The sequence below is a fragment of the Haloplanus sp. HW8-1 genome (genome assembly GCF_023703795.1).
GTDB lineage: Archaea > Halobacteriota > Halobacteria > Halobacteriales > Haloferacaceae > Haloplanus > Haloplanus pelagicus.
The window spans coordinates 1,516,375-1,530,057 of the sequence record NZ_CP098518.1; the positions used below are offsets into that span (position 1 = coordinate 1,516,375).

Consider the following 13,683-nt stretch of genomic DNA (forward strand, 5'->3'; position numbering starts at 1 on the left):
TGAGGAAGCGTACGCTAACACGCCACACGGTGCGTACGCGGGTGGCTCGGCGCTCGGGGTGGTCCCGCCGGGCGGTCGACAGCGCGGTCACGTGCCTACCGAACGACGACGTCGCCCCGGCGGTCGTACTCCAGCACGTCGGCCACGCTCGCGGCCGTCTCCGCGTCCGCGAACCGCTCGATCAGGTGGAGCGCCAGATCCAGCCCCGAGGTGATCCCGCCGGCGGTCACCACGTCGCCGTCGTCGACGACGCGGGCGTCGACCACCGTCGCGTCCGTCGCCCGCAGGTCGTCGAGCGCCCCGCGGTGGGTGACCGCGGGGCGACCGTCGAGGAGTCCGGCGCGAGCGAGGAGCATCCCTCCGGTACACACGGCGGCGAGCGTCGTCCCGGCGTCGTGGACGCGAGCCAGCGCGTCGTGGACGACGCCACGTTCGGCCTCGGCCCACGCCCCCTCTGATCGACGGTCGTTCCACCCGCCCCCGGGGACGACGAGGAGGTCCGGCGGCTCGTCGATCCGGAGAATCCCGTCGGGGGCGATCCGGAGACCGTGGGCCGCCGTCACGCGTCCGGTCCCACGCTCCTCGAGCGTGACGAGCGAGGTTTCCAGGGGAGCCCCCTCGTCGGCGGCCATCTCGAAGGCCTCGAACGGGCCGACCGCGTCCAGTTCGTCGACCCCGTCGTAGACGAGTATCGCGATGGTCGTCACGTCCGGACCGAGGACCCGAGCGACCATAGACCTACGCCCCGGCCCGGAGTATATGTCCGCGGCCGCCGAAGACGACGCCATGGCGACGATCAAGGACAGCGTCCACGACCACATCGAGGTGACGGGCGTCGCCGAGGCGCTCTTGGACACGCCGGCGATGCAGCGGCTCCGTCGGATCCGCCAGCTCGGGACCGTCTCGCTGGTCTACCCGTCCGCCAACCACACGCGGTTCGAACACAGTCTCGGGGTCTATCACCTCGCCTCGGAGGCGCTCGACCACCTCGGCGTCGCGGGGCAGACGGCCGAACGGATCCGCGCCGCCGCCCTCCTGCACGACGTGGGGCACCCACCGTTCAGCCACAACGTCGAACGTCTGCTCTACCGGTACACGGGAAAGTACCACGACGACGTGACCGACCTCATCGCGAGCGGACAAGTGGGCGCGGTTCTCCGGGAGCACGACCTCGATCCGGCGGCCGTCGCGGCCCTCGTGGCCGGCGAGGGCCGATACGGCCAACTCGTCTCCGGCGAACTGGACGTGGATCGGATGGATTACCTGGTTCGCGACGCCCACCACACTGGCGTGCCGTACGGAACCATCGACCACGGTCGGCTGATCCGGGAACTCGCCTTTCGGGACGGCGAACTCGTCATCGGCGAGGGAAACGTCCAGACCGCCGAGAGCCTCCTACTCGCCCGGGCGCTGATGAACCCGACGGTCTACCAACACCACGTCGCGCGCATCGGCAAGGCGATGCTCCGGCGGGCGACCGAGCGACTCGTCGAGGACGCCGACTACGACCCCGGGACCGTGCGTCGCTGGGACGACGCCGACCTGTTGGTCGCGCTCCGGCGGACGGACGCCACCGCCGACCTGGCGGACCGTCTCTCGACGCGTGACCTCTACAAGCGGGCAGTGTGGGCCGAACTCGACGACGTCCCCGACTCGTTGCGCGAGGCAGACCACGAGCGAATCGGAGACCTCGAACGCGAGGTGGCGGCGGGAGCCGACCTGGATCCAGGATCGGTGATCGTCGACGTGCCGCCGCCGCCGGAGATTCGCGAGTCGTCGTCACGGGTCGTCGTCAACGGCGAGATCCGTCGGCTGGACCGGCAGTCACCGCTGGTGTCCGCGCTCCGGACCGCCGGTCGCAACCAGTGGCGCCTCGGGGTCTACGCCCCGGCCGAGGCCGTCGACCGCGTAGGTCGGACGGCCGCCCGGACGCTCGGACTCGACGTCGACGGCGCACTCGTCTCGGAAGTCCGCCGTGGTCTCGACGCGACGCTCGACGAGTTCGGGTAGTTTCAAGACCCGCGCACGCCCCACTGGACGTATGCAAATCGAGGGTATCGTCCTCCGGGGTCGCGGGTTCGACCCGGTCGAGGGCCGGGTCGTCGTCGAGGACGGCGAGATCGTCGCCGTCGAGGAGACGACCACCGACAGCGACGACATCGTCTGTCCGGCGTTCGTCAACGCCCACACGCACCTCGGCGACTCCATCGCCAAGGAGGCCGGTAGCGGCCTCTCGCTCGACGAACTCGTGGCGCCCCCGGACGGCCTCAAACACCGCCTCCTCCGGGCGGCCACCGACGCCGAAAAGATCACCGCCATGCGTCGGTCGCTCCGCTTCATGCAGCGGTCCGGCACGACCGCGACCGTCGAGTTCCGGGAAGGTGGCGCCGACGGCGTCCGGGCCATCCGGCGCGCGCTCGACGGCCTCGACGTCGACGCGGTCGTCCTCGGTCGCGAGACGGTGGCGGCGATGCACGAGTCCGACGGCTTCGGCGCAAGCGGCGCCCGCGACGCCGACTTCACGAGCGAACGCGCCGCGACCCGCGAGGCCGGCAAACCGTTCGGCATCCACGCCGGCGAGCGAGATCCGACCGACCTCACCCCGGCGCTCGACCTCGATCCCACCTTCCTCGTTCACGTCGTCCACCCCGAACCGGACCACCTCGACCGGATCGAACGCGAGGGCGTCCCCGTGGTCGTCTGCCCGCGGTCGAACCTCGTCACCGGCGTGGGAACCCCGCCCATCGCCGACCTGCTCGACCGGACGAGCGTCGCGCTGGGGACGGACAACGTCATGCTCAACAGCCCCTCGATGTTTCGCGAGATGGAGTTCGCCGCGAAGGTCGGCGGCGTCGACGCCCGCGACGTCCTGCGGATGGCGACGGTCGCCGGCGCCGACCTCGTCGGCCTCGACTGCGGGGTGATCGAACCCGGCCGCCCGGCGAAACTGCTCGTCCTCGACGGCGACTCCGACAACCTCGCCGGCGTCCGCGACCCCGTCCGAGCGGTCGTCCGTCGGGCAGGGGTCGACGACGTCCAGCGGGTCGTCCTGTAGTCGCCGCTCAGTCGGGGGTGCGCCGCAACACCGCTTCGGGGAACTCAGCCTGCCACTCCTCGTTGTCGGCCGCCGCGACCTCGTAGATCCGTTCGAGTTCCGACACCGGGTCCTCGTGATCGTCGACCCTGAGGTCGTTCTGCAGGGCCGGCGTGTCGGGGTGGTAGACCTTGAGCGCCGCGCTCTGGGCGGTCTCGGCGCGCTTGTCGCCGCCGGCCTCCTCCCCGGCGCGGAGCGCCGAGAGCAACTGCTCGGCGAGGGACACCTCGGAATCGGCCGCCTCGAACGCCGTCGCGACGGCGTCGACGACCCGCTCGCCGACCAACATGTTGCCCGCGACGGTGAAGTCGTCACGTTCGAGGGCGCCGTACCAATCGACGCAGTCGTCGCCGGAGAACGCGACCGTGTTCCCCCAGCGGTCGACGCCGTGGACCTGTCGCACCGCGGCGTCGTCGTCCTTGTCCAGCAGGGTCTCGACCGCGTCGTCGACGCTCGCACCCTCGTCCATGAGGCGGGTCGCCTTCACGCCCAGCGGGACGCTGACGAGCGACTGCGTGCTCACGACGCCGTTCGTCGAGAGGAAGGGGGCCAGCGAGCCGACGGCCGGGGCCTTGGTCGCGATCGCGACGCCGTGGACGCCGTTCCGTGTCGCACAGATCGAGTACGTCATCGGTTACCAGATCTCCTTGGCTCTGAACTCGCGGATCGTGTACGCGATGATGATGATGCTCACGACGACGGCCCCGGCGATGCCGAGGCCGACGACGGCGACGAAGAACTGCTGGCTCACCGTCAGCGGGAGGGGGAGCGGGAGCACGCTCACTCACCCCCCTCGGGCGCCGAGCGCCCGGCCCGCTGGAGCTTTCGCCAGTCGAACTCGCTCGGCCAGACGACCGTGCTGCCGGCGGTGATGAGAAACGACAGCCACCCGCTGGCGATGATCCCCTGGAGGTTGCCGACGGTGAAGTACACCGCGTAGCCGCCGACGATGGCGACGAGTGCGGCGACGAACGCGCCGGTCGGGTTCGTCTTCTCCGACCAGAGGCCGAGCACGATCGGGAAGATGAACGCCGCGTTGATCACGCCGAGGAAGATCAGCATCTGGAGCATCGTCAGGATCCGCGGCAGACTCAACAGGAGGCCGAGGACCCCGACGACGACGGTGAGGTACTTGCCGTACTGCAGGCTCTCGTCGTCGGTGACGCCCTCCTTGACGCGGGGGAGGAGGTCGTGCATCAGGAGCGTGGCGAGCGCGTTGATGCTCGCCGCCGTCGTCGAGGCGAGCGCGCTCCAGACGGCGACCAGGAACAGCCAGCCGGCGAACTGGCCGCCGTACACCTGCGCGACCAGCGGAGCGACCTGGTTGATCTGCTCCGGTTCCCGCCCGAAGGCGAGCGCGACGAACGCGAGGCTCGCGACGGCCAGGGGGACCAGCGCCCACCCGATGCCGCTCAGCATGAACATCTTGAGGACGTCCTCCTGGCGGATCGCGTACGCGCGCTGCCAGAAGGTGTTGTCCATGAACACCTCGCCGATGCCGAAGAAGGCGCCGCCGAACATGAACAGGAGCGCCGCCTGGTTGGTGAGGTTCAGGCTCGACGGGGCGTTTTCGAGCATGCCGTTCTGACATCCTCCCACGACTGAAGTCGTGGGGTTCCACGGTCACAGACCGTGCCCACGACGGAGAGGTTCCCCACTCGCGTCGTTCGGTGGGGTTGTGGGCCGTGCCAGTCCGGCCCCCGACTCGGATAGCGGGCTTCATCTACCGCCGCGCTGGCGTGCATATCCTTACCCGAGACTCGGTAGCACAACCGACGATACGAACCGTGGTAGTTGTTTCGGCTGTTGTCGGATTCATCCCACGGCTGAAGCCGTGGGCTTTCTCCTTGAACCGCTGTAAACCGGCGTGAAGCCCACCTGGAAGTAGACGAGCGGCGGGACCACGATGGCCACGACCAGGATCAACAGCACCTGGAAGTAGGCGACGCCGGCGACGCTTCGGAAGCCGCCGAAATACGAGTAGGTGATCACGACGGCGAAGGTGAGGACGACCGAGACCATGTACGGAATCTCGAAGATCTGTTCGAGGAGGACGCCCCCACCGATGCCCTGTGTCACGATGAGTCCGAGGACGTAGACGATCAACAGGGCGATGAACAGGTAGTAGTTCTTGCCGTCGTAGCGGGTCCCGTAGTAGTCCCCGACCGACTTGCCGTGGGGGATCACCTGGTGGATGCGCTTCGAGAGGAAGCCGAACAGGACCACCCCGCTGCCGCCGATGAGCGCGTAACCCAGGGCGCCCGTGATCCCGAAGTTGTACGCGCTCTCCGGGGCCGCGAGCATCGTGTTCCCCGTGATCCAGAACGCGAGCAGCGACGTCATTCCGAAGGCGACGCCCAACTTGCCGCTGCCGACGATGTACTCGTCGGCGCCCTCCACGCGACGTGAGAAGTACCAGCCGGCACCGATGAACACCAGCCCCAAGACGAGGACGATGCCGACGTTGATCCAGGGTAGTGCCATGAGTCAGTTCGAGGTGGATTGGTCGTCCGCGAGGCCGGTATCCCCGGTGCTTTCGTCCTCGATACTCGGCGGATGTCTCGTGCCGTAGACGCCGAAGTACGGCGCGACCAGCAACCCAGTCAACACCAGCAACAGCCCGATCGCGAGGTAGACCCAGGTCATGGTCGATACCAGTGCCATAGTACAGGACCTCGTGGCGTGTCTCGACGTATATAGCTTATTAATGTTTGATATGAAAAACGACGGGTAGAGCAACTAAATCCCAGATATACTTGTATTTCAAAAATTATTTTTCTCTTAGAGTTATATAGAAAACTACGCTGGAGTTAGAAAAATGAAACGCAAATGACGGCCAGTCGGAATTCGAGTCGATAAATGACAATACGGAAATTTCGTTTTACATAATCCGGAACAGCGATCCGGCGCCCTCACGACGGCTCGGCGGTAGCGAGGCGTGCGAGCGCGGCCGCGAGAACCCGGGTCGCGCGGGCGCAGTCCGTCCAGTCGGTCCACTCCCGAGGGTTGTGGGAGATGCCGTCCCGCGACGGCGCAAAGAGGAGTCCGGCGTCGGTCACCCGCGCGACTTCCATGGTGTCGTGACCGGCGCCCGAGTGGAGGTCCATCGTCTCGACGCCGCTTCGGTCCCCGCCGGCGTGGATCGCCGCCCGGCAGCGGTCGGACATGTCGACCGGTCGGATGTCGACGTACCGATCCAGCCGCGTCTCGACGCCGCGCTGGCGTTCGATGCGGGCGAGGCTCTCCCGGGCCCGCCGGACGAGATACGCCATCGACGACGCCTCCACGTCGCGGATGTCGAGGCCGAGTCGGACGTGCCCGGGGACGACGTTGGGGCCGTTGGGCGAGAGGTCGACCCTGCCGACGGTGGCGACGGCCGTGTCGCTCGCCGTCTCGACCACCTCGTTGGCGGCGTCCTCGACGTCGAGTGCGAACTCGGCGGCGCCGAGGAAGGCGTCCCGTCGACGGTCCATCGGCGTCGTTCCGGCGTGGTTCGCCTCGCCGTCGATGTCGATCCGACAGTGGGTGATGCCGGTGACCGAGGTGACGACGCCGACGGGGACGTTTCGCTCCTCGAGGCGGGTCCCCTGTTCGACGTGGAGTTCGAGCCACGCGTCCCACGCCGCCGCGTCGAGTCGGTCCGTCCCGCGGTAGCCGATGGCCGAGAGCACGTCGGCCAGTCGCTCCCCCCGGTCGTCGGTCAGGTCGAGCGCCTCGTCGACCGACAGCGCGCCGGTCGCGACCTTCGAGCCGAGGAGTGGCGTGTCGAACCGGTGGCCCTCCTCCTCGGTGAACGACACCACGTCGACGGGACGGGCCGGTTCGACGTCCGCCTCCTGCATCGCTCGAACCGCCTCGAGGGCGGCGTAGACGCCAAGCGGTCCGTCGAAGATGCCGCCCTCGGGAACGGAATCGAGGTGGCTCCCCGCGGCGACGGGCGGGGCGTCCGGGTCGGCGCTCGCCGGGTGCCAGCGGCCGACGACGTTCCCCACCGCGTCGACGCTCACGGAGAGGCCCGCCGATTCGAGTCGCGCGACGAGATACTCCCGCGCCCGCTCGTCGGCCTCGCTCCCGGTTGGTACCGTCCGGCCGTGGCCCCGGTCGACGTCGATGGCACCGAACTCCCCGGTCGATTCGATGTCGTCACGGAGACGGTCGACACTGACCTCCATACCTCGTGGTTCATTTCCAAAATTATCAATCTGTGGCCTCTTACCCGCCGATTTCGGGGTTCCCGATTGTCAGCATCTCGGGCCGCGGAGGCCGGCCGTACGGTCCGGATTCGCCCGCCCTCGGCGCGGCGACCCGCCGCCGTCGGGTGACGCCGTGGGCGACGGCGGCGTGACATATCTCGACAGCGGGATCGGTGATCCGGGGGCGTCGTAACGGCGTCTCGGCCACGGCATGCAAACGTCTAACACGGAGTGTGCACCTAGAGGCGGTATGTCCACCCCGCTCGACGGCGACGAGCCGTCTCGCCTGTTGAAGACGGCCGCGACCACCCTCGACGTGCTCGACGCGCTCAAGGAGACCGGCGGCACGACCGCCGCCGAACTCGCGGAGCGGCTCGACCTCTCGGAGACGACGACGTACAACCAGCTCACCACCCTCCGCGAACACGAGTTCGTCGTCAAGGACGGCACGGAGTACCGGTTGAGCGGGAAACACCTCCTCTTCGGCGAGCAGGTCCGCCAGGGGAACGCCCTCTACCAGCACGGCCGGGAGGAACTTGAGGAAATCGCGGCCCAGACCGGGGAGTACGCCCAACTGGTCATCGAACAGTTCGGCCGGGGGATCATCGTCTACGAGACGCGGGGCGACGACGCCATCGGCGAGGCCTTCCAGGCCCGGCTCCAGCAGGAGGCGTTCGACCTCCACTACACCGCGGCCGGGAAGGCCATCCTCGCACACCTCCCGGACGCCCGGGTCGGGGAGATCATCGCCGATCACGGCCTGACGGGACGGACCGCCCAGACGATCACCGACCGGGACCGTCTCCGGGAGGAGTTGGCCGAGATCCGGGAGCGGGGCTACGCGTTCAACGACGAGGAACAGGTGGAGGGGCTCCGCGTCGTCGGCGCCCCGATCCGCGGCCCCGAGGGGGAGGTGCTGGGTGCCCTGAGCGTCTCCGGGCCGACGAGCCGGATGCAGGACGAGCGGTACCACGAGGAGCTCCCGCGGCTGGTGACCAAGACGGCGAACCTGATCGAGGTCAACATCAACATGGCCCGGCGGAGCGAGCCGGCGTGAGCGGGGGCGGCCGACGGGGCGGTCGCGAGCGACGACGAAGCGCCACAGGTCGCGTTAACTTTGGCATCGATTCCACCAGACAGCGAGGGCTTGGAGCCACGATTCTGCTGTCGTCGGCTCCACGTGGCTGAACGTATTTGAAAACGAAGAGGTTCGTCGTTTTATCTCACGAAAGAGACGTTCGACGGCATTCCGATTGCCATGGCGTTCGTATCTGCAATCGAGGCCGTGTCGATCGAGGGCAGTTTGGAGCCATTGAGCATCGTCGACGAGAAACACGGCGGTTTCGACGTCGTGTTTCTCGCGCAATTCGCTCAGGAAGATTTCGGTTAAACCAGTCGTATACGTGCTAAAAAGCCGTATGTGAAGGAATGTGTTTGTTTCAGGATCGATGGCGGCGTACAGCCAGTATTGCTGATCGTTGATTCGAATCACGGTTTCGTCGAGCGCAACGTGATTCGGGCTCGCACCGCCTTCGGGCTGTAGATCGGCCTTCTGTACCCAGTTGTGGACGGCCGTTCGAGAGCGTTCGACACCCAACCTCTCAAGAATCGAGATGGTATTCGAAAGTGATAGTCCTGCCACGTGCATCTGAATACCGAGTCGCATCGCGAACTCGGGTGTCCGCTGACGCTCCACAAAATCTAATTCGATCCAGTCGCTACCGTCGCTGAGGCGTGTGATTTCGGGCATAGAGCACTACGAAATCACCACGCCTCACTCTTCACGCTTAACTTGACACGACTGCGCCACACGGGTCAAGAGTTATGTACTGAGCTGTGGTACCATTGAACATGGTCGCGTACGATCGCATTCTCGTCCCGACCGACGGCTCCGACGGCGTCGAGCGGGCCATCGAACACGCCGTCGAGGTGGCGACGATTCACGGCGCGACCGTCCACGGACTCTACGTCCTCAACTCCGACGCCTACGCGGGGCTGGCGATGGAGTCGTCCTGGGAGAGCGTCGACAGCCTGCTCCGGGAGGACGCGGAGACGGCCGTCGCCCGGGTTCGGGAGATCGCGACCGAACGCTCGGAGACGGACGGGACCGCCGTCCCCGTACAGACGGCGGTGGTGGAGGGGAAGCCGAGCCGCGAGATCGTCCGCTACGCCGAGAACCAGGACTGCGACCTCGTCGTGATGGGAACGCACGGCCGCGGCGGCCTCGACCGACTCCTCCTCGGGAGCGTCGCCGAATCCGTCATCCGCGCCTCGTCGATCCCGGTGACGACCGTCCCCGTCGAGGCATAGCGCGACGGTCGGCTGTGCGACGACGTCAATTACCATCGGCGGGCCGCAGGTGCTCGCAGTCGCCCGCGTGGACGGTCCGCTCGCCGTCGTCGGTCCGGACGACGAGCGCGCCCGGAGACTCGACGTCGACGGCCTTCCCCTCGACGGTCCCGCCGGGCGTCTCGACGCGGACTGCACGGCCCAGTGTGACGGCGTGGTCGCGCCACGCGGGAAGAACCTCGTCCGGGTCGAGACCGTGGAACGTCTCGACCACCCGCTGACAGAAGCGCCGGCGGTCGGCAACGCCCCCCTCGGCGCGCACGCTCGTCGCCGTCCCGGGGAGGTCGGACGCGGCGACGTCGACGTTCGCACCCACGCCGACGATCAGCCAGGACACCCGATCGGCCTCCCCTTCCATCTCCGTCAGGACCCCCGCGAGCTTTCGCTCCGACCCGGCGACCAACACGTCGTTGGGCCACTTGATGACCGCATCGACCTCCGCTTCCCGACAGGCGCGGGTCACGGCTACCGCGGCCGCGAGGGTAAAAATCGGGACGTGTGCTGGCGGGCGATCCGGCCGGACGAGGAGGCTCGCGTAGACGCCGCCCGGCGGAGAGGCCCAGGCGCGGTCGAGTCGTCCCCGGCCGCCGGTCTGTTCGCCCGCGACGACCAGTCGGTCGGTCGCCCCCTCGACGGCGCGTTCGCGCGCCCGGTCGTTCGTGCTCGGGAGTCGGTCGTGGTACTCGACGGCGTAGGGGGCGTCGAGCCCGTAGGCGATGGCGTCGCCGCCGTAGTCGGGGACCGACCGAACGGCGTAGCCGTCGGCGCCGCTCTCGACGTCGAACCCCGCCGCCCGGAGCGCCTCGACCTGTTTCCAGACCGCCGCCCGCGAGACGCCGAGGCGGTCCGCGAGCGTCGGCCCCGACACCGGCCCGTCGGCGCCGGCGAGGGCGTCGAGCAGGCGACGCCGGGTGTCGGTCATTCCAGCACGACGAGCGGGTCACCCATGTCGACGCTCTCGCCCTCGCTCACCAGCACCTCGGCGACGGTGCCGCCGCTCTCGGCGACGACGTCGTTTTCCATCTTCATCGCTTCGAGGACGAGCACCACGTCGCCGGCCGCCACCTCGTCGCCGGCCACGACTTCGACCGAGAGGATGGTTCCCTGCATCTCGGCGTCGATACGTTCGCCCTCGCCCGCCGTGACCGCGCCATCGGCGTCGTCGTCGGTGGCGACGTCGGGGCGTCCCATCCCGCTATCGTCGTTCGCGCCGCCCCCCGTAGGGATGGCGGGGGCTCCCCGTTCTTCGAGGTTCACCTCGAAGCGCTTGCCGTTGACCTCGACGGTGAACTCGCGTTCGCTCACCTCCTCGTCGTCCCCGTCGGCGTCCGTGTCGTCGGCCGGCCCCCACCGCTCGACCGCGCGGTCGATCCGCTCGGGATCGAGTTCCTCGTCCAGATAGTTCGTCGTGTGGGTGCCCGCGGTGAACCGTTCGTCCGTCACCATCAGCCGGTGGAAGGGGATGATGGTGTGGAAGCCCTCGACGTCGAACTCCCGGAGGGCGCGTTCGGCCCGCGCGAGACACTCCTCGCGGTCGCTCGCGTCGACGATCAGTTTCGCGATCATGGAGTCGTAATCACCGCCGATATCGTCGCCTTGGCGCACGGCGTCGTCGACACGGACGCCGATCCCGCCCGCGGGGTCGTACGTCGTCAGGCGTCCGGTGGCGGGCGCGAAGTCGTTGGCGGCGTTCTCGGCGTTGATGCGGAACTCCATCGCGTGGCCCTCGATCTCCACGTCCTCCTGAGCGAAGCCGATCTCGGTGCCCGCGGCGACACGGAGTTGCTCCTTGACGATGTCGATCCCCGTGATCTCTTCGGTGACCGGGTGTTCGACCTGAATGCGGGTGTTCACTTCGAGGAAGTAGAACTCGCCGTCCTCGACCAGGAACTCCACGGTGCCGGCGTTCGTGTAGTCCGTGTCGGCGATTCCCTGCCGGGCCGCGTCGCCGATCCGTTCGCGCAGGTCGTCGGTCAGCGCCGGACTCGGCCCCTCCTCGATTACCTTCTGGTGGCGGCGCTGGAGCGAACAGTCCCGTTCGCCGAGGTGACGGACGTTGCCGTGGTGGTCGGCGATGATCTGCACCTCGATGTGTCGCGGGGCGTCGAGATACCGCTCCAAGTAGATGGAGTCGTTGTCGAAGTAGGCCTCGCCCTCGCGTTTGGCCGCCTCGAACTGCTCTTCGATCTCGTCTTCGTGTTCGACGATCTTCATGCCCCGGCCGCCGCCACCCCCCTCCGCCTTGATCGCGATCGGATAGCCGTGTTCCTCGGCGAACTGCGCGACCTCCGTAGGCTCTTCGATGGGGTCGGTCGTCCCCGGGACGACGGGGACGCCCGCAGCGTCCATCACGCGCCGGGCCTTCGTCTTCTCGCCGAGACGCTCCATCGCCTCGGGCGGGGGACCGATCCACGTGATCTCGCTCTCCGCGACGCGTGCCGCGAAGTCGGCGTTCTCCGCCATGAACCCGTAGCCCGGGTGGATCGCGTCCGCGTCGGCCTTCCGGGCCGCGTCCAGGACGGCCTCCTGGTCGAGATACGAGTCCGCCGCGCGGGCCGGACCGACGTTGTACGCCTCGTCGGCGTATCGGACGTGGCCGGCGTGTTTGTCGGCCTCGCTGTACACCGCCACGGTCCGAACGCCCAACTCCTCACAGGCACGCATCACTCGCACCGCGATCTCGCCGCGGTTGGCGACGAGAACTTTGCGGAACATATCCCCCCTTACAGGCGATTCCCCCGTTAGTGTATCGGTGGACCGACCGGCCCGCGACGCCGCGACGACTGTTCCGGTTCGGAACTGATAGCTACTATTGTCTGACGAACGATGAATTGTTCGACCATTTTGGGGTAAAAAGTGACCGATTCGACGGGTCGATCCGATCCCGGGAGCGGCGGCGAATCCAAACCGCCTTATGTGAGTGAGCCGCACGGAGACCCATGACAGTACGAGTCGGTATCCTCGGTGCGACCGGCGCAGTCGGACAGCGTTTCATCCAGCTCCTCGACGATCACCCGACGTTCGAACTCGCGGCGCTCACCGCCAGCGAGGACAGCGCCGGCGAGCCGTACCGCGAGGCCGCGAAGTGGCGGGTCGACTCTCCCATACCGGTCGACGTGGCCGAGATGACGGTCCGACGGACCGAACCGGACGCCGTGCCGGACGACGTCGACCTGCTGTTCTCGTCGCTCCCGTCGAGCGTCGCCGTCGACGTCGAGGAGGACTTCGCCCGCGAGGGCTACGTCATCTCCTCGAACTCCTCGAACGACCGCCTCGCGGAGGACGTGCCGTTGACGATTCCGGAGATCAACCCGGGTCACCTCGACTTGCTCGAAGTCCAGCGCGACGAACGCGGCTGGGACGGGGCCCTCGTGAAGAACCCGAACTGTTCGACCATCACCATGATTCCGCCGCTAGCCGCCATCGACGAGTTCGGGCTCGAACGCGTCGACGTGTCGACGCTGCAAGCCGTCTCGGGGGCCGGCTACTCCGGGGTCACCTCCATGGAGATCATCGACAACGTCCTCCCCCACATCGGCGGCGAGGAAGACAAGATGGAAACAGAGAGTCGGAAGCTCCTCGGCGACTTCGACGGGGCGGAACTCTCGTGGCACGACGTGGACGTCTCGGCCTCGTGTAACCGCGTTCCGACCCTCGACGGCCACCTGGAGAACCTCTTCGTTGACCTCGCGGACGACCCCGATCCGGGCGAGGTGGCGGACGCGATGCGGGAGTTCCCGGGCATCGACCTCCCGAGTGCGCCCAACCAACTCATCCACGTCTTCGACGACCCCGAACGCCCCCAGCCCCGTCTGGACCGGATGCGCGGCCAGGGCATGCAGATCTGTGTCGGCGGCGTGCAGTCGATCACCCACGGCGTGAAGTTCGACTGCCTCGCTCACAACACCGTCCGCGGCGCCGCGGGAGCGAGCCTCCTGAACGGCGAACTCCTCGTCGAGAACGGCTACCTCTGAGCCCGCTCCTCCGACCGGCTCGCTCGCCAACACTGTATTGACCGTTCCGGAGACGGGCCGAGACGAAATGCCG

Annotated in this window: 14 protein-coding genes and 2 pseudogenes; 5 read left to right on the plus strand and 11 right to left on the minus strand. The window is 67.7% G+C overall.

The window, feature by feature from the left end; translation table 11 throughout:
* Positions 1-95 precede the first annotated feature (95 nt).
* Positions 96-734, minus strand: coding sequence for a DJ-1/PfpI family protein (locus NBT82_RS08000; RefSeq protein WP_251331013.1), 639 nt, complete (start codon positions 732-734; stop codon positions 96-98).
* A 52-nt stretch (positions 735-786) separates the two neighbouring features.
* On the opposite strand from NBT82_RS08000, the gene NBT82_RS08005 reads away from it, so the two are divergent.
* Both NBT82_RS08005 and NBT82_RS08010 read left to right on the plus strand, forming a co-directional pair.
* A complete protein-coding gene (locus tag NBT82_RS08005) occupies positions 787-2,010 on the plus strand; it encodes an HD domain-containing protein (protein ID WP_251331263.1) in 1,224 nt (407 codons plus the stop codon).
* 31 nt (positions 2,011-2,041) lie between these two features.
* Positions 2,042-3,055 carry an amidohydrolase family protein gene (locus tag NBT82_RS08010; RefSeq protein ID WP_251331014.1) on the plus strand — a complete coding sequence of 338 codons (1,014 nt, stop codon included), beginning with the start codon at positions 2,042-2,044 and terminating at the stop codon, positions 3,053-3,055.
* Positions 3,056-3,062: 7 nt separating this feature from the next.
* Here NBT82_RS08010 and NBT82_RS08015 read toward each other — a convergent pair whose 3' ends face one another.
* The 6 genes from NBT82_RS08015 to NBT82_RS08040 form a co-directional block, all read right to left on the minus strand.
* A complete protein-coding gene (locus NBT82_RS08015) occupies positions 3,063-3,725 on the minus strand; it encodes a DUF1028 domain-containing protein (protein ID WP_251331015.1) in 663 nt (220 codons plus the stop codon).
* Positions 3,726-3,728: 3 nt separating this feature from the next.
* Entirely contained in the window at positions 3,729-3,878 is a 150-nt protein-coding gene (locus NBT82_RS08020) for a hypothetical protein (RefSeq protein ID WP_251331016.1), read from the minus strand.
* Complete coding sequence (locus NBT82_RS08025) at positions 3,875-4,672, minus strand: sodium:solute symporter family transporter (protein ID WP_251331017.1); 798 nt, start codon at positions 4,670-4,672, stop codon at positions 3,875-3,877. The genes NBT82_RS08020 and NBT82_RS08025 overlap by 4 nt, the downstream gene beginning before the upstream one ends.
* Positions 4,673-4,909: 237 nt before the next feature.
* Positions 4,910-5,578 carry a sodium:solute symporter family transporter gene (locus NBT82_RS08030; RefSeq protein ID WP_251331018.1) on the minus strand — a complete coding sequence of 223 codons (669 nt, stop codon included), beginning with the start codon at positions 5,576-5,578 and terminating at the stop codon, positions 4,910-4,912.
* Positions 5,579-5,581: 3 nt separating this feature from the next.
* Positions 5,582-5,758, minus strand: a complete 177-nt coding sequence (locus NBT82_RS08035) for a hypothetical protein (protein WP_251331019.1) — start codon at positions 5,756-5,758, stop codon at positions 5,582-5,584.
* A 248-nt stretch (positions 5,759-6,006) separates the two neighbouring features.
* Positions 6,007-7,266, minus strand: a complete 1,260-nt coding sequence (locus tag NBT82_RS08040) for a M20 family metallo-hydrolase (RefSeq protein ID WP_251331020.1) — start codon at positions 7,264-7,266, stop codon at positions 6,007-6,009.
* 271 nt (positions 7,267-7,537) lie between these two features.
* Here NBT82_RS08040 and NBT82_RS08045 point away from each other — a divergent pair, with 271 nt between their 5' ends.
* Entirely contained in the window at positions 7,538-8,344 is an 807-nt protein-coding gene (locus NBT82_RS08045) for an IclR family transcriptional regulator (protein WP_251331021.1), read from the plus strand.
* A 54-nt stretch (positions 8,345-8,398) separates the two neighbouring features.
* Here NBT82_RS08045 and NBT82_RS08050 read toward each other — a convergent pair whose 3' ends face one another.
* Positions 8,399-9,037 (minus strand): IS6 family transposase, encoded by a 639-nt coding sequence (locus NBT82_RS08050; protein WP_251331022.1) that lies wholly within the window; start codon positions 9,035-9,037, stop codon positions 8,399-8,401.
* Between the two features lie 101 nt (positions 9,038-9,138).
* Here NBT82_RS08050 and NBT82_RS08055 point away from each other — a divergent pair, with 101 nt between their 5' ends.
* Complete coding sequence (locus NBT82_RS08055) at positions 9,139-9,597, plus strand: universal stress protein (protein ID WP_251331023.1); 459 nt, start codon at positions 9,139-9,141, stop codon at positions 9,595-9,597.
* A gap of 25 nt (positions 9,598-9,622) precedes the next feature.
* Here the strand turns inward: NBT82_RS08055 and NBT82_RS08060 are convergent, their stop codons facing one another.
* The 3 genes and pseudogenes from NBT82_RS08060 to NBT82_RS08065 all read right to left on the minus strand — a co-directional run.
* Entirely contained in the window at positions 9,623-10,558 is a 936-nt protein-coding gene (locus tag NBT82_RS08060; protein ID WP_251331024.1) for a biotin--[acetyl-CoA-carboxylase] ligase, read from the minus strand.
* Positions 10,555-10,773: pseudogene (locus NBT82_RS20280) on the minus strand (biotin/lipoyl-containing protein); the annotation flags it as partial. The pseudogene NBT82_RS20280 and the gene NBT82_RS08060, both read right to left, overlap by 4 nt.
* Before the next feature lie 75 nt (positions 10,774-10,848).
* Positions 10,849-12,351, minus strand: a pseudogene (locus NBT82_RS08065) (acetyl-CoA carboxylase biotin carboxylase subunit); the annotation flags it as partial.
* Positions 12,352-12,575: 224 nt separating this feature from the next.
* Here NBT82_RS08065 and asd point away from each other — a divergent pair.
* A complete protein-coding gene (asd, locus tag NBT82_RS08070; RefSeq protein ID WP_251331026.1) occupies positions 12,576-13,610 on the plus strand; it encodes an aspartate-semialdehyde dehydrogenase in 1,035 nt (344 codons plus the stop codon).
* Positions 13,611-13,683: the final 73 nt, after the last annotated feature.

What these genes read in the sequence shown, in the direction of transcription:
- NBT82_RS08025 (WP_251331017.1), bottom strand. Translation starts at nt 4,672, where the DNA reads ATGCTCGAAAACGCCCCGTCGAGCCTGAACCTCACCAACCAGGCGGCG.
- NBT82_RS08055 (WP_251331023.1), top strand. Translation starts at nt 9,139, where the DNA reads ATGGTCGCGTACGATCGCATTCTCGTCCCGACCGACGGCTCCGACGGC.
- NBT82_RS08045 (WP_251331021.1), top strand. Translation starts at nt 7,538, where the DNA reads ATGTCCACCCCGCTCGACGGCGACGAGCCGTCTCGCCTGTTGAAGACG.
- NBT82_RS08035 (WP_251331019.1), bottom strand. Translation starts at nt 5,758, where the DNA reads ATGGCACTGGTATCGACCATGACCTGGGTCTACCTCGCGATCGGGCTG.
- NBT82_RS08050 (WP_251331022.1), bottom strand. Translation starts at nt 9,037, where the DNA reads ATGCCCGAAATCACACGCCTCAGCGACGGTAGCGACTGGATCGAATTA.
- NBT82_RS08010 (WP_251331014.1), top strand. Translation starts at nt 2,042, where the DNA reads ATGCAAATCGAGGGTATCGTCCTCCGGGGTCGCGGGTTCGACCCGGTC.
- NBT82_RS08030 (WP_251331018.1), bottom strand. Translation starts at nt 5,578, where the DNA reads ATGGCACTACCCTGGATCAACGTCGGCATCGTCCTCGTCTTGGGGCTG.
- NBT82_RS08040 (WP_251331020.1), bottom strand. Translation starts at nt 7,266, where the DNA reads ATGGAGGTCAGTGTCGACCGTCTCCGTGACGACATCGAATCGACCGGG.
- NBT82_RS08015 (WP_251331015.1), bottom strand. Translation starts at nt 3,725, where the DNA reads ATGACGTACTCGATCTGTGCGACACGGAACGGCGTCCACGGCGTCGCG.
- NBT82_RS08005 (WP_251331263.1), top strand. Translation starts at nt 787, where the DNA reads ATGGCGACGATCAAGGACAGCGTCCACGACCACATCGAGGTGACGGGC.
- asd (WP_251331026.1), top strand. Translation starts at nt 12,576, where the DNA reads ATGACAGTACGAGTCGGTATCCTCGGTGCGACCGGCGCAGTCGGACAG.
- NBT82_RS08060 (WP_251331024.1), bottom strand. Translation starts at nt 10,558, where the DNA reads ATGACCGACACCCGGCGTCGCCTGCTCGACGCCCTCGCCGGCGCCGAC.
- NBT82_RS08000 (WP_251331013.1), bottom strand. Translation starts at nt 734, where the DNA reads ATGGTCGCTCGGGTCCTCGGTCCGGACGTGACGACCATCGCGATACTC.